At 63.6% G+C, this 25,017-nt stretch carries 17 protein-coding genes and 2 tRNA genes; 8 read left to right on the forward strand and 11 right to left on the reverse strand.

The window, feature by feature from the left end:
- Positions 1-505 precede the first annotated feature (505 nt).
- Together AB4Y81_RS06255 and AB4Y81_RS06260 are read right to left on the reverse strand one after the other, a co-directional pair.
- Positions 506-1,618 (reverse strand): branched-chain amino acid aminotransferase, encoded by a 1,113-nt coding sequence (locus tag AB4Y81_RS06255; protein WP_018776249.1) that lies wholly within the window; start codon positions 1,616-1,618, stop codon positions 506-508.
- Positions 1,619-1,736: 118 nt separating this feature from the next.
- Positions 1,737-2,789: a 3-isopropylmalate dehydrogenase gene (locus tag AB4Y81_RS06260; protein ID WP_018776250.1), complete on the reverse strand. Its 1,053-nt coding sequence runs from the start codon at positions 2,787-2,789 to the stop codon at positions 1,737-1,739.
- A 124-nt stretch (positions 2,790-2,913) separates the two neighbouring features.
- On the opposite strand from AB4Y81_RS06260, the gene AB4Y81_RS06265 reads away from it, so the two are divergent.
- The 4 genes from AB4Y81_RS06265 (at position 2,914) to AB4Y81_RS06280 (ending at position 8,168) form a co-directional block, all read left to right on the forward strand.
- Positions 2,914-4,098, forward strand: coding sequence for a sensor histidine kinase (locus AB4Y81_RS06265; protein WP_018776251.1), 1,185 nt, complete (start codon positions 2,914-2,916; stop codon positions 4,096-4,098).
- A gap of 3 nt (positions 4,099-4,101) precedes the next feature.
- Positions 4,102-4,815: a response regulator gene (locus tag AB4Y81_RS06270; protein WP_441995539.1), complete on the forward strand. Its 714-nt coding sequence runs from the start codon at positions 4,102-4,104 to the stop codon at positions 4,813-4,815.
- Positions 4,816-4,901: 86 nt separating this feature from the next.
- Positions 4,902-5,696, forward strand: coding sequence for an ABC transporter ATP-binding protein (locus AB4Y81_RS06275; RefSeq protein ID WP_039241956.1), 795 nt, complete (start codon positions 4,902-4,904; stop codon positions 5,694-5,696).
- Positions 5,697-5,699: 3 nt separating this feature from the next.
- A complete protein-coding gene (locus AB4Y81_RS06280; RefSeq protein ID WP_441995540.1) occupies positions 5,700-8,168 on the forward strand; it encodes an ABC transporter permease in 2,469 nt (822 codons plus the stop codon).
- Positions 8,169-8,278: 110 nt separating this feature from the next.
- On the opposite strand, the gene metG is transcribed toward AB4Y81_RS06280, so the two are convergent.
- The 9 genes from metG to AB4Y81_RS06325 form a co-directional block, all read right to left on the reverse strand.
- Complete coding sequence (gene metG, locus AB4Y81_RS06285) at positions 8,279-9,838, reverse strand: methionine--tRNA ligase (protein WP_055972232.1); 1,560 nt, start codon at positions 9,836-9,838, stop codon at positions 8,279-8,281.
- 34 nt (positions 9,839-9,872) lie between these two features.
- Positions 9,873-10,628 (reverse strand): ABC transporter ATP-binding protein, encoded by a 756-nt coding sequence (locus tag AB4Y81_RS06290; protein WP_441995541.1) that lies wholly within the window; start codon positions 10,626-10,628, stop codon positions 9,873-9,875.
- Complete coding sequence (locus AB4Y81_RS06295; protein WP_018776257.1) at positions 10,625-13,435, reverse strand: FtsX-like permease family protein; 2,811 nt, start codon at positions 13,433-13,435, stop codon at positions 10,625-10,627. Before AB4Y81_RS06295 ends, AB4Y81_RS06290 begins: the two co-directional genes overlap by 4 nt.
- Before the next feature lie 211 nt (positions 13,436-13,646).
- Positions 13,647-15,242, reverse strand: a complete 1,596-nt coding sequence (serA, locus tag AB4Y81_RS06300; protein WP_018776258.1) for a phosphoglycerate dehydrogenase — start codon at positions 15,240-15,242, stop codon at positions 13,647-13,649.
- 291 nt (positions 15,243-15,533) lie between these two features.
- Positions 15,534-16,559 (reverse strand): ketol-acid reductoisomerase, encoded by a 1,026-nt coding sequence (gene ilvC / locus AB4Y81_RS06305; RefSeq protein ID WP_441995542.1) that lies wholly within the window; start codon positions 16,557-16,559, stop codon positions 15,534-15,536.
- Positions 16,560-16,672: 113 nt separating this feature from the next.
- Positions 16,673-17,185 (reverse strand): acetolactate synthase small subunit, encoded by a 513-nt coding sequence (gene ilvN, locus AB4Y81_RS06310; protein WP_011775174.1) that lies wholly within the window; start codon positions 17,183-17,185, stop codon positions 16,673-16,675.
- Between the two features lie 2 nt (positions 17,186-17,187).
- Entirely contained in the window at positions 17,188-19,092 is a 1,905-nt protein-coding gene (locus AB4Y81_RS06315) for an acetolactate synthase large subunit (RefSeq protein ID WP_064721771.1), read from the reverse strand.
- Positions 19,093-19,379: 287 nt separating this feature from the next.
- Positions 19,380-21,098 (reverse strand): dihydroxy-acid dehydratase, encoded by a 1,719-nt coding sequence (ilvD, locus tag AB4Y81_RS06320; RefSeq protein WP_018776261.1) that lies wholly within the window; start codon positions 21,096-21,098, stop codon positions 19,380-19,382.
- Positions 21,099-21,208: 110 nt separating this feature from the next.
- The gene (locus AB4Y81_RS06325) at positions 21,209-22,129 is read right to left on the reverse strand and encodes a LysR family transcriptional regulator (protein WP_018776262.1); all 921 of its coding nucleotides are present in this window, start codon (positions 22,127-22,129) and stop codon (positions 21,209-21,211) included.
- Between the two features lie 175 nt (positions 22,130-22,304).
- Between AB4Y81_RS06325 and AB4Y81_RS06330 the strand changes: the two genes are divergently transcribed.
- The 4 genes from AB4Y81_RS06330 (at position 22,305) to AB4Y81_RS06345 (ending at position 24,950) form a co-directional block, all read left to right on the forward strand.
- On the forward strand, positions 22,305-23,312 hold the full coding sequence (locus AB4Y81_RS06330) for a sunset domain-containing protein (protein WP_441995543.1): 1,008 nt from the start codon (positions 22,305-22,307) through the stop codon (positions 23,310-23,312).
- 43 nt (positions 23,313-23,355) lie between these two features.
- Positions 23,356-24,498 carry a PQQ-dependent sugar dehydrogenase gene (locus AB4Y81_RS06335; protein WP_441995544.1) on the forward strand — a complete coding sequence of 381 codons (1,143 nt, stop codon included), beginning with the start codon at positions 23,356-23,358 and terminating at the stop codon, positions 24,496-24,498.
- A 118-nt stretch (positions 24,499-24,616) separates the two neighbouring features.
- Positions 24,617-24,692: transfer RNA gene (locus tag AB4Y81_RS06340), tRNA-Lys, on the forward strand.
- A gap of 182 nt (positions 24,693-24,874) precedes the next feature.
- A tRNA-Lys gene (locus AB4Y81_RS06345) sits at positions 24,875-24,950 on the forward strand.
- The last annotated feature ends 67 nt before the right edge of the window (positions 24,951-25,017 follow it).

Raw genomic sequence — 25,017 nt, forward strand, 5'->3', positions numbered from 1 at the left:
GCTCAAACACSCGGAACGTGAAGAAGCGACCAGCTCAAACACSCGGAACGTGAAGAAGCGACCAGCTCAAACACSCGGAACGTGAAGAAGCGACCAGCTCAAACACGCGGAACGTGAGCAAGCGTCGGGAGGAAACACGTGGGATGTGAGGAAGCGTCGGGAGGAAGCACGCGGAACGTGAGGAAGCGTCGGAAGGAAGCAGCCGGGATGGATGTGAGCAAGCGTCGATGGGAAGCATGCGGAACGTGAGGAAGCGTCGGAAGGAAACACGCGGGATGTGAAGAAGCGACCAGCTCAAACACGTGGGATGTGAGCAAGCGTCGATGGGAAGCATGCGGAACGTGAGGAAGCGACCAGCTCAAACACCCGGAACGTGAGGAAGCGTCGGGAGGAAGCACGCGGGATGTGAGCAGGCGTCCGGGAAGCAGAACGGCGGCCCTGCCGCTTGTAAACCAAGGGCAGGACCGCCGTCGTGCGTTTCAGTTGTCCCGGGAAATCCTGAGGATCAGACCAGCCGGGTCAGCCAGCCGTGCGTGTCCTCTACAGTTCCGGTCTGGATTCCGAGGAGCTTCCCGCGAATGGCCATGGTGGTTTCCCCGGCCTTTGCGTCCTCGGCGCCGATGGACTCAGTCGCATCCTTGAGGACACCGATCGGAGTGATCACCGCGGCTGTACCGCAGGCAAAAACTTCGGTGATCTCGCCGGATGCTACTCCATCGCGCCACTCGTCCAGGGTGATCTTCCGCTCGGTGACCTCGCGGCCCATGTCCCGGGCGACCTGGATGACGGACATGCGCGTGACGCCCTCGAGGATGGTGCCGCTCAGAGCGGGAGTAACCAGGGAACCGTCCTTCATGACGAAGAAGACGTTCATGCCGCCGAGTTCTTCCACGGCGTCGTCATTGAAGTGGTCCAGGAACAGGACCTGCTTGCAGCCGTTCGCTTCGGCTTCCTGCTGTGCGATCAGGGACGCGGCGTAGTTGCCACCGCACTTGGCGGCACCGGTTCCACCGCGGCCGGCGCGGGCGTACTCGCGGGAGATCCAGATGGAGACCGGCTTGAGCTCGCCGCCGAAGTAGTTGCCGGCGGGAGATGCGATGACGCGGAAGGACACCTCGCGTGCAGCCCTGACGCCGAGGAAGGCCTCGGTGGCGATCATGAACGGACGCAGGTAGAGTGCTTCGCCGTCTCCGGACGGAACCCACTGCTGGTCCGCCTGCACGAGTTCGCGGATGGCACCCAGGAAGTACTCTTCAGGCAGCTCGGGAAGAGCCAGGCGGCGGGCGGACTTGTTCAGTCGTGCCGCGTTGGCTTCGGGCCGGAAGGTCCATACGGAACCATCGGCGTGGCGGTAAGCCTTCAGGCCCTCAAAGATTTCCTGGCCGTAGTGCAGGACAGCAGCCGAGGGGTCCAGGGAGATGGGGCCGTAGGGCTCGATCCGGGCATTCTGCCAACCGCCATTGCCATCGGCGTCAACTTTGTAGTCGACGACGGCGGTGTGGTCGGTGAAGTAGTCGCCAAATCCCGGGTTCGCCAGGATGGCTGCACGCTCCTCAGCAGACTTCGGGTTTTCCGAGAGCTGCTGGCTGAATTCGACGCCATGGGCAGTCTGAGTCATGTTTCCTCCACAGTCAGCTACCTGGCATGGCGAACCGGGCCCCCAAAGGGTGTGGTTCAGCGATGGACCAGGGAAGCAGATAAATAATTCAAGACAAGCTTACGCCTGAGTAATGGGCCTAAAGTGCGGCCGCAATGGCGTCGCCAATGGCAGCTGTGCTGCGCGGCTTTCCATCGCGGTTCTCGACGTCGGCAATAACTGCCGCTTCGATCTTGCGGGCCGCCGTGGTGTAGCCAAGGTGGTCCAGAAGGAGCACTGCGGAGAGGATGGCCGCGGTTGGATCGGCTTTCTGCTGGCCGGCGATGTCCGGAGCTGAGCCATGTACGGGTTCGAACATGGACGGCGCCGTGCGGTCCATGTTGATGTTCCCCGATGCCGCCAGGCCGATACCGCCGGTGACGGCAGCAGCGAGGTCGGTGAGGATGTCGCCGAAGAGGTTGTCGGTGACGATCACATCGAAGCGCGAAGGTTCAGTCACCATGAAAATGGTGGCCGCGTCGATGTGCAGGTAATCGTGGGTGACGTCGGGGAATTCCTGTGCCACGGCCTCGACGGTCCGCTTCCACAGGTGTCCGGCGAAGACCAGGACGTTGTGCTTGTGGACGAGCGTAACGTGCTTGCGCGGACGCTCGCTGGCCCGGCGGAAGGCATCGCGGACTACGCGCTCCACACCATGGGCGGTGTTGAGGGAAACCTCTGTGGCGACTTCGTGGGGGGTGCCCCCGCGCAAAGTCCCGCCGTTGCCCACGTAGGGCCCTTCGGTTCCTTCACGGACGACAATGAAATCAATCGTCCCGGGGTTCGCCAAGGGGCTGCCGACCGTTCCATAGAGCCGCGACGGACGCAGGTTCACAAAGTGGTCAAGGCTGAAGCGCAACTTCAGGAGCATTTCGCGTTCGATGATTCCGGAGGGAATTCGGGTATCCCCGGGCGCTGCGCCCACGGCACCGAAGAGGATGGCATCGCGCGTGCGGAGATCTTCAAGAACCTCGTCAGGCAGGGTCTCGCCCGTCTCAAGCCAGTGCTGGGCACCGAGCTTGTAGTGGGTCTGCTCAAGAGCCACGCCTTCGGCGGCTACGGCTTTTTCGAGAACCTTGACGGCTTCGGCGATGACCTCAGGGCCAATGCCGTCGCCGGGGATGACAGCGAGGTTGATGGACGATGCACTCATACGTCTATCTAGCCAAGCAATCCACATGCTGGTCAAAATCGTCTCACTCCTCGAACATTCGGCAGTGAACGGGCTCAGACCCTGGCATGATGCCCAGCCCCGGCCCAGCACATAGAGTCTTACCGTGGATAGAAGGCACGCAGTATACGAATGGTTCCGCATCAACCGTTTTGCAGTTGATCTGACAGCAACGTGCATCCTGATCCTGCTCTTCGGCCCCGTGTACCTCCTTGCTGACCGCCCCTGGCTGTTCCTGCTCTCCTGCAGCCTGCTGTTGCCCCTCGCCTGGCGACGCACCCGCCCCGCGGTTGCGGCCGGCGTCGTCATTCTGGTGTGCCTCATCCAGTGGGCGGTGGGTGCCGAGCCGGTGGCCGGCCAGATAGCTGTCCCGCTGGTCATCTACGCGACCGCAGCGTACGGTCCGGCCTGGGCGAGCCGCACCGTGCTGGTGGCCGGCCTGGTCGGCGGCGTGATGCTCACATCGCGGGAATACTCCACGGGTGTGGAGTCGGGCATCATGGGCCTCACCATCGGTGCCCTGTACACCGTGCTGATCTGGATGCTTGTCCTCGTAAGCTGGACCCTCGGTGACCTCACCCGAGTCCGCAGGCTCCAGCTGCAAGCCCTCGAGGACCGCACCCGCCGAATGGAAGTAGAGCAGTTGCAGGAGCGGAAACTGGCCGCCGCCGACGAACGCTCCCACATTGCCCGGGAGATGCACGACATCGTGGCGCACTCGCTGTCCGTGATCATCACGCAGGCGGACGGGGCACGGTACGCTGCCGCAGCCAAACCGGAACTTGCCACCGAGGCACTGGCCACCATCGCCGCCACGGGACGGGACTCGCTGGGCGAAATGCGGAGGCTCCTGGGCATCCTGCGCTCGGACGAGGATTCCCCCACACGCCCGCAACCCCGGCTCTCGGACCTGGACGAACTGCTCCTGGGCTTCCGGGCGGCGTCCCTCCAGGTGGGCTTCGAGCAGGTGGGCACCCCGCGGAGGTCCCTTCCTGCCGGAGCCGAACTCACTGCCTACCGCATCATCCAGGAATCCCTCACGAACGTCATGAAGCACGCCGGCCCCAAGGCCACCGCGAATGTGACGCTGACCTGGCAAGGCCGCGGCCTCCAACTGGACATCGTCGACGACGGCCGGGGCGCCGCTGCCGATCCGCCGGCGGCAGGCGGCGGAAACGGGCTGCGCGGAATGGGAGAGCGGGTCTCGCTCTACGATGGTTCATTGACGGCCGGCCCCGTACAAGGCGGCGGTTTTCGTGTGTCCGCATTCATTCCCTACTCGGAGGCCTGAGCAATGCCTGAAGTCCCCGCACCCATCCGGGTCGCACTCGTCGATGACCAGCAACTGGTCCGTTCGGGCCTTGGCATGCTCATCAATTCGCAGCCGGACCTCGACGTGGTCGCCGAAGCAGGCAACGGCATCGAAGCCCTCCAAGCGCTCAGCGCCACCGCCGCGGACGTGGTCCTTATGGATGTCCGCATGCCCGGGATGGACGGCATTGAAGCCACCCGCCGCATCCTGGAGCAGGCAGCATCGCAACCCCGGGGTTCGCAACGCGCAGAGGTCAAGATCGTCGTCCTCACAACCTTCGACCTCGATGAATATGCGCTGGCCGCCATCCAGGCCGGCGCCAGCGGGTTCCTCCTGAAGGATGCACCGCCGGAAGAACTCCTCGAAGCCATCCGCACCGTTTACCGGGGGGACGCGGTCATCGCGCCCTCCACCACCCGCCGCTTGCTGGACCACGTGGCACCCCTGCTCAGGACCCAGACGCCCGAGCAGAGCGAGCACGCGGCCGCCGTCGAGTCCCTCACGAACCGCGAGCGCGAGGTGTTCCAGCTCATTGCGCAGGGACAGTCCAATCCCGAGATCGCAGCTGGGCTGTTCCTTTCGGAAGCTACGGTGAAGACCCATGTGGGGCACATCCTGGCCAAGCTGGGAGCCCGGGACCGGGTGCAGGTAGTGGTCATCGCCTACGAGACCGGGGTTGTGTCTCCGGGGACCTAGGCTCAGACCACGGTATGAGCACGGCCCGGCGGTAATGGGCCCACAGCCCGATCCCGCAGGCAGGGGCCGGACCATAGCGTGGAACCATGACGACTTTCACGCCTCTCCCCCATCCCCACGGAACCGGTCGCCCCGAAGGATCGGACGCCGCCCAGGCGCGTCCCGCCGTCGAGGCTTTCAAGCTGACCAAGAGCTACGGCCGCGCCGATACCAGCGTGACGGCCTTGAACGAAGTCTCGGTGAGCTTCGACGCCGGGAAGTTCACGGCCATCATGGGCCCGTCGGGCTCCGGCAAATCCACGCTTATGCACTGCCTGGCGGGGCTCGATACAGCCGATTCCGGCAGGATCGTCCTGGGCGGAACGGAGCTCACCGGACTCAATGACCGGCAGCTCACGGCGCTTCGCCGCGAGCGGATCGGTTTCGTTTTCCAGGCCTTCAATCTGGTGCCCACCTTGACGGCCGAGCAGAACATCACGCTTCCGCTCGCCTTGGCAGGTACAACGGCCGACGCCGGGTGGCTGGAAACGGTTGTTGGCACCCTTGGGTTGAAGGACAGGTTGAAGCACCGTCCCCATGAGCTGTCCGGCGGCCAGCAGCAGCGTGTGGCAGTAGCCCGGGCACTGCTGACGCGGCCCGACGTCGTGTTTGGTGACGAGCCTACCGGCAACCTGGACTCCAAGGCGGGCGGCGAGGTCCTTGCCCTGCTGCGCCGGAGCAGCCAGGAGATGGGCCAGACCATCATCATGGTCACCCATGATCCTGTGGCGGCCAGCTACGCGGACCGGGTGGTGTTGATGAGCGACGGCGGCCTGGTGGGCGAGATCCACCAGCCCACGGCGGACTCCGTCCTGACGGCCCTCGGCAAGCTGGGGGCCTGAGGTATGTTGCGTGTTGCCCTTTCGCAGTTGACGACGCATTTCCGGCGGTTCATTGCCATCGGACTTGCCGTCATGTTGTCCGTGATGTTCCTGTCCTCAACACTCATGGTCGGCGCCAGTACCAATGCCTCCCTGGGCGCAAGCATCGGGGAGGCTTACCGCAACGCAGATCTCGTTGCCACGTCCAAGAACGGCGAGCCCTTCACCCGGGCTGCCGTGGATGCTGCGGCGTCCGCCCCGGCCGTGGAGGCCAGTTACGCCGAGCGGTCCACCTACGTGACGTTCCAGGCCGGCGGCGGCGAGCAGTACGGGCGCCTGCGGAACCTGGCACCAGCGTCCCTGGAAGGTGCTGTGATCAGTTCCGGTTCCATGCCCGCCAACGCCTTGGAGGCAGCGATCGACGTCAAGACCGCCGGGCACCTTGGCCTGGCGGTTGGCAGCACGCTGGTGTTGCAGGGCGGTGGCCCGGTCAAGAACGCGAAGGTCACCATTTCAGGCCTGCTCCAGGCCACCAACGACCCCTTCTCCTCTTCAGCGACGCAGCTTGTTGCCTCCGAGTCCGTCCTTAATGCGGTGCAGGACGCGGGCGCTGGTTTCTCCGGGCTGCAGTTCGCCCTCAAACCAGGTGAGGATGTTTCGTCGGCCAAGGAGTACATCGCCCACCGGATGGAAGCCGCAGGAGCGGTGGAGCCGGTGCTTGAGACCGCGCAGGAGAAGGTGACCTCGACGGTGGCGATGCTGAGCGCTGGTCAGGACCAGCTGACGATCGTCCTCCTTGCCTTCGCCGGCATTGCCATCCTGGTCTCTACGTTGGTGGTGGCGAATACGTTCTCCGTGCTGGTGGCCCAGCGGACCAGGGAGCTCGCCCTCCTGCGTTGCCTCGGCGCCGGACGGGGACAGATCCGTGGCTCGGTGATGCTTGAAGCCCTTGTGGTCGGCTTCATCTCCTCGGTGCTGGGCGTCCTCGCTGCGACTGGCCTGATGACCGCCCTGATTGCCTGGGCCAGGTCCCAGCCTGAGCAGGCATTCGCCACGTTGGCCGTGCCGCCGTCGGCCATCATTGCCGGTTTGGTGGCCGGAACGCTGCTGACCGTGGTGGCGGCGCTGGTCCCGGCGAAGGCGGCCACCGCCGTCGCCCCTCTTGCAGCGCTGCGGCCGGCCGATGACGCCTCCGTCCGGAACCGTCGCGGCAAGGTCAGGCTTTTCGTGGGCCTGGCAGCTTTGCTTGGTGGCGCGGCGCTGCTGGTGTACGGCAGCATCAATGTGGTGCTTGGCGTGGCCTTGCTGGGTGGCGCCGCGTCCTTTGTGGGCATCCTGCTGTGCTCCACGCTGTTCATACCCACGGTGGTTGCCCTTGCCGGCCGTCTGGCGGCACCGGCCGGTGTTCCAGGCAAGCTCGCGGCGGTGAATGCCACCCGCAACCCGGCACGTACCTCGGCAACGGCGGCGGCGCTGTTGATCGGCGTCACGCTGGTCTCCCTCATGATGACCGGCGCAGCAACGTCCCGCCAGGCGTTCAACGACACCTTGGCGGAGAACTATCCGGTGGATCTTTCCGCGCAGACGGCAACTGAAGGCAGCGGTTCCGGCGACCCCGCACAGGCTGTCTCCCGGATCAAGGGGCTCGATGGCGTCAGCTCTGCGGTCCTGCTTCAGCCGGTAGGCGCCATCCAGGACGACGCCTCCGGCGGAACCACCGTTTACGGCCTGTCCGCAGCCGATGCCGCTTCTGTCCTGCGGGACAACCATCTGAAGCCAAGCCCCGGCACTGTCTACCTGCCGGAAGACTCGCCGGGAGGACCAGCTACGTTGTCGACGGCGGGCGGCCAGGTCACCCTCGACGCCAAGGTCCTGCGTACCCGCCACGTCCCGGCGTTCGTGGAGTCCTCCAGCGTCGTCTCCGGTCCCCTGGCCGGGGCACCGGGCATGGTCTGGGTGAAACTGGACGATTCCGTATCCGGGGACCGGGTCCAGGCCCTGCAGAAGGAGATAGCTACGGCACTGGGTGTCCATGAACGGACCGTCAGTGGTGCAGCGATCGAGCGGGTCACCTTCAACAGCATCATCGATGTCCTTCTCCTGGTGGTGACGGGGCTCCTCGGGGTTGCGGTGGTGATCGCCTTGATCGGTGTCGCCAACACCTTGTCCCTCTCAGTCCTGGAACGGACCCGGGAGAACTCGCTGCTGCGTGCCCTGGGCCTGACGACGGGCCAGCTGCGCGGGATGTTGGCGATCGAGGCAGTGCTCGTCGCCGGCGTCGCCGCCATCATGGGTGCGGGTATGGGGATCGTGTACGGCTGGCTTGGCGCGCAGGCCACCCTGGGTGGCGTGGCCACCGTGATACCGACGGTGCCATGGCTTCAGTTGGCGGCGGTCTTCGCTGTCGCGGTGGTGGCCGGTCTCCTGGCGTCAGTGATACCTGCCCGCCGGGCGGCCCGGCTGTCGCCGGTCGAAGGACTGGCCACGGCGTAGTCGCTCCGGCTCATTGCACGTGAACGGGAAACGCTCCCGCACTTTCCCCGGTTGTACCGGGAGAAAGTGCGGGAGCGTTTCTTATTTAAGGCTGGTAGCTGATCGAGGGTTTATGCCTCGGCCGGCTCCTCGTAACGCGGGAACACCGGCGCAGGCGCAGGCAGCTCGGTGCCCGCCGCCAACGGCGTCGCGATGGCGGCAAAGAGGCGTGCCTCGCCTTCGGGCTGGCCGAGGACGTCAAGGAGCTTCGCGGACGACGTCGGCATGACCGGTTGGGCGAGGATCGCCACGATCCGGACGACCTCCAACGTGACGTACAGGACCGTGTTCATGCGCTCGATGTCCGTCTTGCGCAGTACCCACGGAGCCTGTTCGGCGAAGTAGGCGTTTGTATCGCCCAAAACAGTCCAGATGGCTTCGAGCGCCCGGCTGAACTCCTGCTTTTCGAAGGCACTCCGGGCAGTCTCCAGCAACGCACCGGCCTGCTCCAGGAGCGCTTCGTCCTCGGACGTGAACGCACCGGGCTGCGGAACCTTGCCGTCGCAGTTCTTCGCCACCATGGACAAGGAACGCTGGGCAAGGTTGCCGAAGTTGTTGGCGAGGTCCGCGTTCATGCGGCCGACGATGGCCTCGTGGTTGTAGTTGCCGTCAGCGCCGAACGGAACCTCACGGAGGAAGAAGTACCGGCACTGGTCCAGGCCGTACTGCGCCACGAAGTCCTGGGGAGCAACAACATTGCCGAGGGACTTGGACATCTTCACACCGTTGTTGGTGAGGAAGCCGTGGATCATGACGCGCTCGGGCAGTTCCAGTCCGGCGCTCATCAGAAACGCAGGCCAGTAGATAGCGTGGAAGCGCGAAATGTCCTTGCCGATCACGTGTACATCGGCCGGCCAGAACTTCCTGAAGGACTCGGACTCCACGTCGGGGTAACCCACGCCGGTCAGGTAGTTGGTCAGGGCGTCGACCCACACGTACATGACGTGCTTTTCGTCACCCGGGACCGGAACGCCCCAGTCAAAGGTTGTGCGGCTGATGGACAGGTCCTCGAGGCCACGCTTTACGAAGCTGATCACCTCGTTGAAACGTGACTGTGGAGCACCGAATTCAGGGCGGGCTTCGTACAGCTCCAGGAGCTTTTCCTGGTAGTTGGAAAGCCGGAAGAAGTAGCTTTCCTCAGCAGTCCAGGTAACCAGGGTGTCGGTTTCCTTGGAATAGCGGAGACCGTCCTCCTTCACCACGGTGTCGTCCTCAACGTAATACGCTTCGTCGCGGACCGAGTACCAGCCTTCGTACTTGGAAAGGTAGATGTCGCCGTTGGCTTCCATCTTCTTCCAGATGGCCTGCGAGGCCGTGTAGTGGTCCGCGTCCGTGGTGCGGATGAAACGGTCGTACGAGATGCCCAGGTCCAGGCTCATCTGCTTGAAGGCGGCAGAGTTGCGGTCCGCGAGCTGCTTGGCCGTGAGGCCTTCCTTCTCCGCGGACTGCTGCATCTTAAGGCCGTGCTCGTCCGTTCCGGTCATGAAGAAAACTTCATGGCCGTCAAGGCGCTTGAAGCGCGCCATGGCATCAGTCGCAATGACCTCATAGGCGTGGCCGATGTGCGGCACGCCATTGGGGTAGCTGATTGCGGTGGTGATGTAGAACGGGGATTTCTCTGGAGACGTCACTCTAAGAAGTTACCTTTTTTTCGGATGAAATAGCTTAGTTAAGTTCGGTCAGCGTATCGCTGAGACGAACCAGCTCGTGGTCGTGCGATGCAACCAGCACCGCGATGCCGTCGCTGGTGGYGTCCTTCAGGATGCCAATGATGCGGTTGGCGGCGGCCCGGTCAAGGCTTGCCGTCGGTTCGTCGACCACCAGAACGCGGGTGCCAAGGATCAGGGCCCGGGCGATCGCCACGCGCTGGCGCTCACCGCCGGAGAGCTGGGCCGGGCGGTGGCGCATTCGGCGCCCAAGGCCCACGAGGTCCAGGAGGTCCTTCGCCATCTCAGTGCGCTGTTCGACTTCGCCGTCCGGGACAGCGGGCAGCAACACGTTCTCCAAGGCGCTCATGCCATCGATCAGGGCACCGCCCTGGTCCACGTAGCCGATCAGTGCACGGCGGCGGTCCGCGATTTCGTCGTCGCCCATGGCGTCCAGCGGCTGGCCCTCCCAGAAGACCTTGCCCGACGTCGGCAGCGTCAGTCCGGCGCTGACCGTGAGGATACTGGTTTTACCGGAGCCGCTTCGTCCCGCGACACAGTGCATCTCGCCGGCGTGGAGGGTCAGGTTGAAGTCGTCGACGACGTCGACTTCCTCAGCACCGCCCTTGTCACCGCCGTAGTGGATGGTGACCCTGCTCAGCTCCAGCGGGGTTGCGTGGTCGGCGGCCCTCACGATGGTGTTGGCCCTGGTCTGCAGCGACTCTTCCGTGGATTCCGGGGTGGCCGTCAGCTCGGGGTTGAGGTTGTCAGTCATTTGACTACTTTCGTTGCAATGGGAATCCAGCAAATTACGGCCAGCAGACCGGCGAGCCCGGCCCACAGGGCTGCGTAGGGGGCCAGGAGCAAACCAAGCCCCAGGGCACCGAGGACACCCAAGGGAAGTGCCACTGTGCCGACAAGTGCGTTTTCGAAGAACCGGACCTGGCCCAGCATGTCCGGGTTCCAGCCCATGGCCCGCAAGGTACCAAGGTATTCCCGCTTGGCATGGAGCTCGAACCTGCCGGTGACCAAGGTCAGCAAGAGACCGACCACGACGCCGAAGACAGCGAGGATCACGCTCGGCAAAGCGATGCTGGCCGCGGCCAGGCCACTGAGGGCGCTGGCACCTGCCGCGCGGGGGATGTCGATCAGCAGCGCGATCAGTGCACCCACCGCGGCGCCAAACACGCCCACGGCGACAGCGAGGGAGATGGAGTTGAACCGGTTTGTGGTCAGCTGCCTGTTGGCGAAGGTCAGGGGTGAGTCAACGGTGACCAGTCGCTCGTCGTGCTGGGGCTCCTGGTCTATCACCACACGGTGACGCAGCTGCTGAGCCGCCAGGAGGGCAGCGGCACTGTAGATGACCAGCATGGTCACCGACACAATGACGGTGGCAATGTTCCAGCTCAGGAGGCTGAGGATGACGCCTGCAGCAGCCAGTGCCGCAGCGCCTACAGCGAACTCTTCCAGCACCCAGGAGCGGATGCGCTTCTGGGTCCAGCCCATGGCGCGCAGGATGCCTGCCTCGCTTCTGCGCTGGCGGATATAGCTGACAGTGGACGCTCCTGTGAGGAGCGTGGCACCGAGCAACGTCAGGAACAGCAGCGTGATGTTGGTTCCGGTCAGGGAGCCGGAGACGGCGTCAGCCGCATTCTGCCGGACCCATGACTGCTGGACGGTGCCCAGCGGAGACTCCTTGCCGGCGTCGTCCTTGCTGTATCCGGGCACGAAGATGTTGGCGTCTTCGCGGGCGGAGCCGGCCACGACGGTGGCTTCCAGACCGAGTTCACGGATTTGTGCTGCCAGCTTCTCGACCTCGGGCTGGGCGGTCTTCCAGTTGCCGGTGGCGGATGCACGGACCCGCACTGCGTCAATGACGTTGGCGTTGGAGTCGTAACCGCGGGCAGCCGCAAGACCGTAGTAATCGGTGATGGCGCCCGCGGACTGGCTGACGAGGCCCGTCGCGCTGAGTGAGGGCTTGAGTTCCTTGCCCTCGACGTCTTTGCCTTCTGCGTCCTTGGTCAGGCTCATGGGCGTGGGGTCGTATCCGCCCAAGGGGAGCTTGTTGACATCGCCGGCCGCAGCCTGGACCGCGGCGGGGTCAAAGGTGCCGTAGACCATGGGCAGGGGTGCCGCAGGCTTCTTGCCTGTCTCAAGGTCTTCCCGGTAAGAGCGCTCGTCCACGGGCTTACGCTGGGTCTGGTCCACGGCAGCGCCGAAGGAGGACTTCTCGGGCAGGCGGTTGACGGTTACCCAGTCCCCCGGCGTCGCGCTCTTGTCGGAGGCACCATTGGCAGCTTCGTCGCCGTCCTTGTACTGCGGGGCGGCAGCGAAAGCAGTGCTCCAGGTGGCGGGGTTGTAGAGTCCCTGGCTGAAGGCAGCGGTGCTGCCCAGCAACTGGCTGTGGTCAGTGGAACCGGGCCATTCAAGGGCAAACGGGGACTTCGAAACGAAGGGCAGGTAGTCCTTGTCCAAGGACTTGGTGACAGTTCCTACGTCCTTGACCACTTTCCCGCTGGCGTCCAGTTCCTCGATCTTCACCGAGTACTTCAGGTCGAGGGACGTGCCCGTCCGCACGATCAACGGAATGGCCTTCGAATCAGCGGTCAGGAGTCCGTCACGCTTTGCCTGCTGGTACTGCGTCATGAGCGGCGCCCAGTACTTGAGCTTCACGCCGAGGAAGTCGGGGCCTTCTTCCAACTGGTCCATGGTGAGGCCCGTGGTGAAAAGGCTTTCGAAGTGGCGGCCGATGGCGCCGGCGTCGCGTGCGTCTGCAGGCGGTGCCTTCTCCAGCGGTGCCAGGAAGTCGCCTGCGGAACCCAGCAGTGCCCTTTCAGAGGCGGGATCGACGGCGACGACGGACTCGGTCACCTCGGGCGCCATGGGAAGCGCTACCGAGAGATTGAAGAGGTTGTGCTCGGAGCCGAGTGCGGGTGCCGGGAACTTGATGCCGGTCTCGCCATCGGGGCCGGCGATCCGGACGTTGCTTCCGCCTGCTGCCTGCTCCTGCACCAGGCGGCCCTTGCCCAAGGTGCCCTCGGCGCTGGTCTTGAAGAGTGTTTGCTCCTTGACGCCGTCAGAGCTCGTGGCGGACGCGGTCAAACGGTACTTCTTGGGAGAATCAGAAAACACCGACTCCGCGGCGGGCCACTTGCTGGCATCCATGGCAGAGGGGTCCCCTGCCGTCACGGCTCCGGCGAGTCCTGCGTTGTACCCCAGGTAGTCCATCGCGTTCAGGCGCGGAGCTTCAAGGTTCTGGGACACCCGCGAGACAAGGCTGATGGGGGCTGCCACGGCAGTCTGGCCCATGCCCCGGATTTTCTCCAACTGGTCAAAGCTGATTCCGCCCTGGCCGTTGGCGATTTCCGGCTGGATCAGGGAACCACCGTCGTCCTTTTGTGACTGGTCAGGCTTGGCCTGGACCAGGATGTCGTAGAGTCCCCGCGAGTTCTCGTCCACTGTCCGGTTCAGAGCCGCCTGCGACTGGCTCTGAACGAGGACGGACAAGCACATTGCGACGATCAAAATGGCCGCGGTCAGCAGCAGCACACGGCTTCTGATGAACCTTTGGACGGCGTTCATTGGGCTCCCTGAGACCTTGATTGCGGGCGCGCACACATTGTCCGGTAATCCTGAAAAAACACAGCGGAATACCGGGCTGGGTGTGCTGAAAGTTGTGGCCGGCCTGCTGCCGGGTCCGAATCCCGGACCCAGCCATTGTAAGCAGACCGGCCACTTCTGCGTGCCAAAGGTGTGTCGCCGGCACGCGGACTTCAGCTGATGTGGATCAGTCCTAGTCCTCCAGGTCCACTTCGCGTACCATGTCTGCGCCAATGCCGGCCTTGATGGCTTCGAGCACCTGCTGCGGAACTGAACTGTCGATGGTCAGGAGGGCCAGAACCTGGCCGCCTTCAGTCTGGCGGGCAACCTGCATGCCACCGATGTTGATGTTGTTCATGCCGAGGATGTGGCCGATGGTGCCGATGACGCCGGGGCGGTCGGCATAGGCCACCACCACGAGGTGCTCGCTGATGGGGATTTCGACGTCGTAGCCGTTGACGCCTACCAGCTTCTCGACCTGCTTGGGACCGGTCAGGGTGCCGGCCACCGAGATCTGCGAGCCGTCACTGAGGGCACCGCGGATGGTCAGGACGTTGCGGTAGTCCTCAGCCTCCGGCGTGGTGATGAGCCGGGTGTTGATGCCGCGCTGCTCGGCGATGACCGGTGCGTTGACGTAGGAAACCTGCTCCGTGACAACATCGGCGAACACACCCTTCAGGGCTGCCAGCTCAAGAACCTTGACGTCCAGGGCGGCGATCTCACCGGCAACTTCGACGTCGATCTGCGTCAACGAAGCGTGGGTGAGCGCAGTGAAGATCCGGCCCAGCTTTTCGATCAGCGGGATGCCCGGACGGACATCGGAAGCAATAACCCCACCGGCAACATTCACGGCATCCGGCACGAGCTCACCGGCGAGGGCCAGGCGGACAGACTTGGCGACTGAAACGCCGGCCTTCTCCTGGGCTTCGTCGGTGGATGCGCCGAGGTGCGGGGTGACTACGACGTTGTCGAGTTCGAAGAAGGGCAGGTCGGTGCTGGGCTCCTTGACGAAAACGTCCACGCCGGCGCCTGCGATCTGGCCTTCCTTCAATGCGATGTAAAGCGCTTCTTCGTCAATCAGGCCGCCGCGGGCAACGTTGATGACATAAGCGGATTCCTTCATCTTGCGGAAGGCGTCGGCGCCGAGCATGCCTACCGTTTCCGGCGTCTTGGGCATGTGGATGGTGATGAAGTCAGCGTTCTCCAGAAGTTCATCCAGCGTGACCAGCTTGACGCCCAACTGCGCCGCCCGGGCGGAGGTGATGTAGGGGTCATAGGCAAGGATTTCGGTTTCGAAGCCCTGGAGCCGTGCTGCCACCAAGGCGCCGATGCGGCCCAGGCCGATGATGCCGATCTTCTTCTCGAAGAGTTCGATGCCGGTGTACTTGGAACGCTTCCATTCGCCGTTCTTCAGCGCCGCGCTGGCCTGCGGAATGTGGCGGGCGAGGCTGAGGATGTGACCCACGGTGAGCTCCGCGGCCGAGACGATGTTGGACGTCGGCGCATTGACCACCATGACGCCGGCCTGCGTCGCGGACTTGATGTCCACGTTGTCCAGTCCTACTCCTGCACGGGCGATGACCTTGAGGTTCTTCGCCGCGGCAATCGCCTCGGCGTCCACCTGGGTGGCAGAGCGGACCAGGATGGCATCGACGTCGGCGATGGCAGACAGCAGCTGGGAACGGTCGGCACCGTCGGTCTGGCGGATTTCAAAATCCGGGCCCAATGCCTCGACTGTTGCGGGCGAAAGTTCCTCAGCGAGGAGGACTACGGGTTTGCTGGCTGACACGGGGTGGCACCTTACTTTGGACAACTTGGGACAGAACTGGACAAGGAGCGGATGCGTGGCCCGGGGCACGGCGCCGGGACCAGCCCAGAATATCGAATCCGGGCCGTGTTTCCGGTGCCGGCGAGGGATGTTACGGCCGGACCGGAAGCGATGTGAAGAAGTTCACAGCACCACCGGGAGTGCAATTCGGTGGAGAAACGGTGCTGGAAACGGCGGCGCCCGCCCGGCTGAAACTCGCCGGACGGGCGTCGCTGCTTAATGCTGGTGCAGAGCTGCTGCCACGAGGGGCAATCAGCGGGCTGCGGAACCTTCGACGTAGTCGGCGTCCTGCTGCTGCCAGGAGAACAGCGAACGCAGCTCGCGGCCAACTTCTTCGATCGGGTGCTTCTCGGCCTTGGCGCGGAGTTCCTTGAACTCGGTTGCGCCGTTGTCCTGGTCGTCGATGAAGCGCTTTGCGAAAGCACCGTTCTGGATGTCCGCGAGGACAGCCTTCATGTTTTCCTTCACCTCGGGGGTGATGACGCGGGGACCGGAGACGTAGTCACCGTACTCGGCGGTGTCGGAAACGCTCCAACGCTGCTTGGCGATGCCGCCCTCCCACATGAGGTCAACAATGAGCTTGAGCTCGTGGAGAACCTCGAAGTAGGCGATCTGCGGCTGGTAGCCGGCTTCGGTGAGGGTTTCGAAGCCGTACTGGACGAGCTGGGAAACGCCACCGCAGAGAACAGCCTGCTCGCCGAAGAGATCGGTTTCGGTCTCTTCGGTGAAGGTGGTCTTGATGACGCCTGCGCGGGTGCCACCGATTGCCTTGGCGTRGGACTTGGCCAGGTCCCAAGCGGAACCGGAAGCGTCCTGCTCGACGGCGATGATATCCGGGATGCCACGGCCGGCTTCGAATTCGCGGCGCACAGTGTGGCCCGGTGCCTTCGGGGCGATCAGGATGACGTCAACGCCGGCCGGTGCTTCGATGTAGCCGAAGCGGATGTTGAAGCCGTGGGCGAACGCAAGTGCCTTGCCCTCGGTCAGCTTGTCCTTGATGGAGTCGTTGTAGATTGCGCGCTGGTGCTGGTCCGGCGCCAGGATCATGATGACGTCGGCCCATTCGGCGGCGTCGGCTACGTTCTTGACCGTGAAACCTGCGTCTTCGGCCTTGGCGGTCGACTTCGAGCCGTCCTTGAGTGCAATGACAACCTCGACGCCGGAATCGCGCAGGTTCAGTGCGTGGGCGTGGCCCTGGGAGCCGTAGCCAACGATGGCTACCTTGCGGCCCTGGATGATCGACAGGTCTGCGTCGTCGTCGTAGAACATTTCAGTCACTTGCGTAACTCCTCTTGAGTGGTTTTTCGTAGATATTGATGTGGTGCTGCGGTTCTGGACGCAACGCTCGGCGGGACGGGCCAACGAAATCCGCTGACCCATCGCGCCTGGTTTTACGCGGAGCGTAGCGCCCTGTCACTCATGGAGCGGGATCCCCGTCCAACGGCCAAGGTGCCGGACTGCACGATTTCACGGATGCCGAACGGCTCGAGCACTGACAAAAGTGCTGCGAGCTTCTCGGGGGTACCGGTTGCCTCGATCACCAACGAGTCTGTGGACACGTCGACGACAGCGGCACGGAACAGGTCTGCAGCCTGGGTAACCTGCAGACGTGTCGCGGCATCCGCACGTACCTTGACCAGGATGTGGTCACGCTGTACGGAAGATTCGGAAGTCAGCTCCACAATCTTGATCACGTTGACCAGTTTGTTGAGCTGCTTGGTGACTTGCTCGATGAGATCGCCGTCGGCATCGACGACGACCGTCATGCGGGACATCCCGGGAACCTCGGTGGGGCCCACAGCAAGTGAATTGATGTTGAACGCGCGCCGGGCGAAGAGGCTGGCCACGCGGGTCAGCACGCCGGGCTTGTCTTCGACCAGAACGGACAATGTGTGACGGCTCATGCCTAGTCCTCCTCTTCCCATTCCGGGGTCATGTTGCGGGCAACCTGGATCTGGTCATTGCTGACGCCCGAAGGCACCATCGGCCACACCATCGAGTTGGGGCTCACAACGAAGTCGATGACCACCGGGCGGTCATTGATCTCAAGCGCCTTCTGGATGGTGGCGTCGATGTCCTCGTCACGCTCACAACGCAAAGCTGCACAACCATAGGCATCCGCCAGCTTGACGAAGTCCGGAATCCGGACGGTGTCGTGGCCGGTGTTCAAATCGGTGTTCGAGTAGCGGCCCTCGTAGAACAGGGTCTGCCATTGGCGGACCATGCCCAGCGAGGAGTTGTTGATGATGGCCACCTTGATGGGGATGTTGTTGATGGCGCAGGTAGCCAGTTCCTGGTTGGTCATCTGGAAGCAGCCGTCTCCATCAATGGCCCAGACCACGCGGTCCGGCTCACCGACCTTGGCACCCATCGCCGCGGGAACCGAGTAGCCCATGGTGCCGGCACCACCGGAGTTCAGCCAGGCATGCGGGCGCTCGTACTTGATGAACTGGGCGGCCCACATCTGGTGCTGGCCAACGCCTGCAACGTATATGCCTTCCGGACCCGTGAGTTCACCAATGCGCTTGATGACGCGCTGCGGGGCGGACAGTCCGTCTTCGGGCTCCGTCCAACCGAGCGGGTAGGTCTCGCGCAGGTTGCCCAGGAAGGCCCACCATGCATCGAGGTCCGGAGCACCGCTCTGCTCGAACTGGGTCTTCACAGCCTCCGTGAGTTCCGGAATGATTTCCTTGACCGAACCCACGATCGGGACATCGGCCGTACGGTTCTTGGAGATTTCCGCGGGGTCGATGTCGGCGTGAATGACCTTTGCAAAGGGTGCGAAGGTCTTCAGGACACCTGTCACGCGGTCATCGAAGCGGGCACCCAGGGTGATCAACAGATCTGCCTGCTGGAGGGCGGTGACCGCGGAGACCGAACCGTGCATGCCGGGCATGCCGACGTGTTGCGGGTGGGAGTCCGGGAACGCTCCGCGGGCCATGAGGGTGGTGACCACGGGAGCGCCGGTAGCCAGAGCGAGTTCCATCAGTTCTGCAGATGCGTGGCCCTTGACCACGCCGCCGCCTACGTAGAGAACAGGCTTGCTGGATGCTGCGATCAGCTTGGCCGCTTCGCGGACCTGCTTGTTGTGCCCGCGGACCACGGGACGGTACCCGGGCAGATCCACTTTCGGTGGCCACGAGAACGTCATCTGGCCGACCTGGGCATCCTTGGCGATGTCCACCAGGACCGGACCGGGCCGGCCGGTGGATGCCAGGTGGAAGGCTTCGGCCATGACGTGCGGAATGTCGTTGGGGTCGGTCACCAGGAATGAGTGCTTGGTGATGGGCATCGTGATTCCCACGATGTCCGCTTCCTGGAAGGCATCGGTGCCGATGACTCCGCTGGCGACCTGGCCGGTGATGGCCACCATCGGCACGGAGTCCATGTGGGCATCCATGATGGCGGTAACGAGGTTGGTGGCACCGGGTCCCGAGGTGGCGATGCAAACGCCAACCCGTCCGGTAACCATGGCGTAGCCTTGCGCGGCGTGGCCGGCTCCCTGTTCGTGACGGACCAGGATGTGATTCATGCTGGAGGCCATCAAGGGGTCATAGGTGGGCAGGATCGCGCCACCGGGCAAACCAAAAATATCGTCCACGCCGAGTTCTTCGAGCGAACGGACAATTGCTTGCGAGCCGGTCATCACCGTCGGGGGTACAACGGTGTTCGGCCCAAGTACAGGAGAGAGAGGTGCAGCAGAATCGACGACGACGGACTCCGTCGATCGGTCGACCTTTTCCGGAGCTTTGTGGGCTCCAGCGGACTTTGCAGCCATCAGCGAGGGGCTGATCGGCGATCCTTTGCTCATCGGACTCTTCCTTAGTGGATCTTCAATGGGTGGGTCTTGGGAATAAAAAAACCCCTCAGCCTTGCGGCTCTTCGAGGGGTTTGCGCGTGACAGTTCGTTACCAGTCGGGCTAAGCCACGCGCTTGGTAAGGACGACGACGCCGACGGTAACGAATGTGATCATGCGTTCAGTGTTCCCTCAAAGTGAGATACGTGTCAATTGACCACTATCGTATCTCACTATTTGGACAGCGATGTCCGCCTGCCGGACTCCGCCCCATTGCCGGAGCGGAGTCCAAGACAGGAAATTATCCGCAGTAAGCTCCCGTGGAAGCACTGTGGACCAGTTTTGCGTACTTTGCCAGCACACCCTTGGTGAACTTGGCGGGCAGCGGCTGCCAGCCCTCCTTGCGGGCTTCGAGCTCCGCATCATCAACCAGGAGGTCGAACGAACGGGCAGCGATGTCGACACGGATGCGGTCGCCGTCCTGCACAAAGGCGATCGGACCGCCGTCGACGGCTTCCGGCGCAACGTGGCCGATGCACAAGCCGGTGGTGCCGCCCGAGAAGCGGCCATCAGTCAGCAGCAGCACGTCCTTGCCCAACCCCGCGCCCTTGATGGCGCCGGTAATGGCAAGCATTTCGCGCATGCCAGGGCCGCCCTTGGGGCCCTCGTAGCGAATGACCACAACGTCGCCCTTGTGGATCTCGCCATTATCCAAGGCCGTCAGGGCGCCCTGCTCGCGCTCGAACACACGGGCGGTTCCCTCGAAGACGTCGGCATCGAAGCCGGCGCTCTTGACCACAGCGCCCTCGGGCGCCATGGATCCGTGGAGGATGGTGATGCCGCCGGTCTTGTGGATCGGGTTGTCCAGCGCGCGGAGGATCTTGCCATCCAGATCCGGCGGGTTGATGGAGGCGAGGTTCTCGGCGAGGGTCTTGCCGGTGACGGTGAGGCAGTCGCCGTGCAGCAGCCCGGCGTCGAGCAGCGCCTTCATGATGACCGGCACGCCGCCGATCTTGTCGACGTCGGTCATGACGTAACGCCCAAAGGGCTTCAAGTCGCCGAGGTGCGGAATCTTGTCCCCGATGCGGTTGAAGTCATCCAGCGTCAGTTCGACCTCTGCCTCACGGGCGATCGCCAGCAAGTGCAGCACGGCGTTGGTGGAACCGCCGAACGCCATGGTCACGGCGATGGCATTTTCGAAGGCCTTCTTGGTCATGATGTCGCGCGCGGTGATGCCCAGGCGCAGCAGGTTGACCACCGCTTCGCCGGACTTGCGCGCAAAGTCATCACGACGGCGGTCTGCCGACGGCGGTGCCGCCGAGCCCGGGAGGGACATGCCAAGGGCTTCGCCGATGCACGCCATGGTGTTGGCCGTGTACATGCCGCCACAGGCGCCCTCGCCGGGACAGATGGCCTTTTCGATGCGGGTGAGGTCCTCCATGCTCATCTTCCCGGCGGCGCAGGCACCCACCGCTTCGAAAGCGTCGATGAGGGTGACTTCCTTCTCCGAACCGTCTTCGAGCTTGACCCAGCCCGGCATGATCGAACCGGCGTAGAGGAACACCGAAGCGAGGTCCAGGCGGGCGGCCGCCATGAGCATCCCCGGGAGGGACTTGTCGCAACCGGCCAGCAGGACCGAACCATCGATGCGCTCGGCCTGCATCACGGTCTCCACGGAGTCGGCAATGACTTCGCGGGAGACGAGCGAGAAGTGCATGCCTTCATGGCCCATGGAAATGCCGTCCGATACGGAGATCGTGCCGAACTGCATCGGGAAGCCACCGCCGGCATGGACGCCTTCCTTGGCGCCCTGCGCGAGCCGGTTAAGGGAGAGGTTGCAGGGGGTAATTTCGTTCCACGAGCTGGCGACACCAATCTGGGGTTTGGCAAAGTCGTCATCGCCCATGCCGACGGCGCGGAACATGCCACGGGCGGGAGCGGCATGAATGCCATCGGTGACGACCCGGCTGCGGGGTTTGATGTCCGGCGTGTTGTCTGTAGCAATGTTGGTGTCGGTCATGGTCCAAAGTCTATGTGCACCTGGTGGCGCCAGCGCTTCTTCCCCGCCGGGTTAAGCCCGAACCGGCAATTATTGCGGAAACCCGGCACATGTGGAGTTGCGCCGGCGGCTCAGGTGTCGCCCGACTGGCGGGCGATCCCGGCAGCCTCAGCCTGGAGCATCTCCAGCACGCCTGCAATCGTGGCCCGTGCGGCCACTTCCTGCCGTGACAGGGCGACGATGCTTCTGCTCGCCTTTACTCCCGTGAGCGGACGGAGGACCAATCCCCTCCGTGCACTGGCGCGGGCCGTATAACGGGGAAGGAGGCAGATTCCATGGCCTGCTCCCACCAGCGCTTCAAGGACCCGCAGGTCCGGATAACGCTGGCCGCGCGTGGCGTGCTTGCCAGCATGGACTTCGATTTGCCGAAGGACCGCGTCAAAGGGGAATCCCTCAGGAACGCCGATCCAGGGGTGGTCCACCACGTCCTCCGGAGTCAACCGCGCTTTGGACGCCAGCGGGTGCCCGGCAGGCATGGCAACGTCGAGTGCTTCCTCCAGCAGCGGGACTACCGCTAGTCCCGGCCGGGCAAAGACCTCGGGCCCATCCACGCTGTGCGCCAGCACAATGTCATAGTCGGCCACCAAAGGAGCAAAATGTGCCGTTCCCGGATCCTCGAAATGGGCATCGAAGCCCAGTCCCTCCACAGCGGCTACACGATGCAGCATTCCCGGCAGCAGCATTTCCGCCGCACTTGGAAAGAATGCCGCTGAAACATTGGTCTGCCAGCCTTTCCGGTAGCTGTCGACGGTGGACTCAGCGCGGGCCATGGCTGTAGCTATTTCGGCGGCTGCAGCAGCCATGGCGTGTCCGGCCTCAGTCAGCTGCACTCCCCTGCCGGCCTTTTCCACCAGGGTCACGCCCAATTCGGCCTGCAGGGTCTTCAACTGCTGGGAAACGGCGGAAGCAGTGACATTCATGGCATCTGCGGTGGCGCCCACGCTTTGGCGATCAGCCAGCTCCCGCAGAATCTGCAGCCTTTTGAAGTCCATGCAGCCAGACTAGGCGACGGGCAGGAATTCCTTCCAAAGAATTTGCCGCCCGACCTTCCTCAGTAATCTGATCAATTCCGGGGACCGGCCGACCAAAAGCTGGACAGCCCAATAGCAGGCACGTAACGTCTGAAATACCACGTACTGCACCCCTGTGAGCAGAAGGGCACCCGCCATGGATTGGTTAATTTGGGTCATTGTCATTGTTTTGGTCGTCGCGATTCTTTGGTGGCTCATGAGCCGCAACAAAACCTCGAATACCACCGCTAGCCCGGCTCCCGCAGCAATGGAGTCCACCAATACCGGAACCGTACCGGATCCGGGTGCGGTGACTGCGGGAGTCGCCGGACTGGCCGGCGTAACCAACCTTGGCAAAGCAGCTGCCCAGGGTAGCGGACCAACCGCTGACGAGCCGCTCCGGGAAGAAGAACGCGCAGAAGAAGAACGCGCAGAAGAACCACGCCCCGACGAAACAGCAGTTGAACCCCATGGCGAGACAAGTGAACCTGCCGTTGGTGAGGCCGGCGTTCGCCCCGGGGCCTCCGATGAATCCGCCTACTGGCAAACCGACATGCAAACCGACGTGCAGAAGGCCGCAACACCCGGTCTGACGGTCGAGGAACCGGTCATTGCAGCCCCGGTTGTCGAAGAGCCAGTGGTGGACGAACCGGTAGTGGATACCGACGCCAGGTTGCACACTGCCGACGCCGGCGACGTTGACGACTGGCAGGAGGCGCCCGCCGTCGAAGTCACCGCTGACGACGTCGCCAGGGCCGACGACGCAGCCGACAAAGCCGAGTGGGAATCATCGTGGACTGACGCTGCAGGCGCACCGGTCCATCACCAGGAGTACACTGCTCCGCACTCCCCCACACTCCCCGGTGCCGAGACCGCAGCCGGCGAAGACACCGTTGAAGACACCACAGCTGAAGAAGCCACGACTGAAGGCTCTGCGATCGAGGAAACCGGCCCGTCCGGACACCTTGCCGCGGAGGAGCCCTACGGAACCGGTTCGTCCAGCACGCAGCGCGAAGGCCATCCTGTCAAGGCAATTGCGGCGACCATGACGTATCACGATGAGGACGCCGCCGACTACAACGACGTCGAAGCGGACGTCTGGTTCGAATCCGCAGCCCACGCTGAGGCAGCCGGATTCCGTCCGCCCCGGCGCAGCAGGCACTGATCCGGCCATCCGGAATCCGACGGGTCGGGAGCAGCACACAGGCATGGGACACCAAGGCGCAGGAAAAGGCTTCACGGGAGGACAACGGCTTGTGGCGGCCGGCCATGCGTTTGTGTTGGCAGTGGCACTTTCAGCCTGCACCGGAGGCACCTCCTCGCCCGGCACCGCGGCCACCCCGAATCCGGCCGGCTCCGGATCGAGCCGGACGGGGCAGGCCGCACCGCCGGCGCCTGAGGTCCTGCAAAAGCTCGACGTCGGGCTCCAGCTGCCATGGTCCGTCGTCTTCCTGCCGGACGGCACCGCCGTAGTGTCCGAACGGGATTCGGCGCGGCTCGTGGGGATCAAAGACGGCCGCGCGACCCCGATAGCCGAGGTACCCGGCGTCGTTCCCGGCGGCGAAGGCGGATTGCTGGGACTTGCCGTGTCGCCGTCTTTTGCCTCCGACCGGTGGCTCTATGCCTATCTGACGTCGGCAACTGACAACCGGATTGTCCGGATGCAACTCAAGGAGGATGCCGACGGGCCCCCGGGGCTCGGCACACCGGAGGTCATCTTCCCTGGAATCCCGAAGGCATCGACCCACAACGGAGGACGTATTCGTTTCGGTCCGGACGGAATGCTCTATGTCGGCACCGGGGACTCCCAGCGCAGGGAGCAACCGCAGGACACGGATGCCCTGGGTGGCAAGATCCTCCGCCTGACCCCGGAGGGGCGCCCCGCGCCGGGTAATCCTTTCGGTGACAATCCGGTGTACAGCTATGGGCACCGGAACGTCCAAGGCCTGGCCTGGGACGCCGAAGGTAAGCTGTGGGCAAGCGAGTTCGGCCCTGACGTGGACGACGAACTGAATCTCATCCTCCCCGGCGGCAATTACGGCTGGCCTCTGGTGACGGGGGCGCCGGGCCGAAGCGGTCTGACCGACGCGAAGGTCGTCTGGCCCTCGACGTCCGAGGCGTCGCCGAGCGGGCTGGAAATCATCAACGGCGTGGCTTACACCGGCGCCCTTCGCGGCCAGCGGCTCTGGGCCGTTCCCCTCGATGGCCCAACAGCAGGAACCCCTGTGGCTTATTTCACAGGCGGGTACGGCCGCTTGCGTGACGTTGCCCGCGCACCGAACGGCGATCTATGGGTGCTCAGCAACAACAAAAACCCTGACTTCGCGCTGATTTTGCGGAGCCAACCATGATGCGCGGCAAGTGCCCCGGCTCGATTTCGCACTTCGGGCCAAGTCGTGTAGAGTTACTTGTCGTTGCGGAGATCGCCGGGGAAGGAAACGCCCCAACGGATGATCGAAATCAACAGCTGCACCTCTAGCTCAACTGGCAGAGCAATTGACTCTTAATCAATGGGTTCCGGGTTCGAGTCCCGGGGGGTGCACCACTGAAAGACCCTGGAGTGAATTCACTCCAGGGTCTTTTGTTTTTCCTCAGGAATGCCATCCCGCGCCGTGCGCAGCTTCACTTCGAGCGTGGTTTTGAATCCGCGAATTGTGGTGTAGAGTTATTTGTCGTTGCGGAGGTCCGCAAGGAATGCGAATTCCCTCCAAGACCGAAACAATAGCTGCACCTCTAGCTCAACTGGCAGAGCAATTGACTCTTAATCAATGGGTTCCGGGTTCGAGTCCCGGGGGGTGCACCAAGACAAAAGGCTCCGGATCGTTCACACGATCCGGAGCCTTTACTTTTTTGACTGGCAGGAATTGCCG

Origin of the sequence: Paenarthrobacter sp. TAF1, from assembly GCF_052113825.1 — a bacterium.
Taxonomy (GTDB): Bacteria; Actinomycetota; Actinomycetes; order Actinomycetales; family Micrococcaceae; genus Arthrobacter; species Arthrobacter nicotinovorans.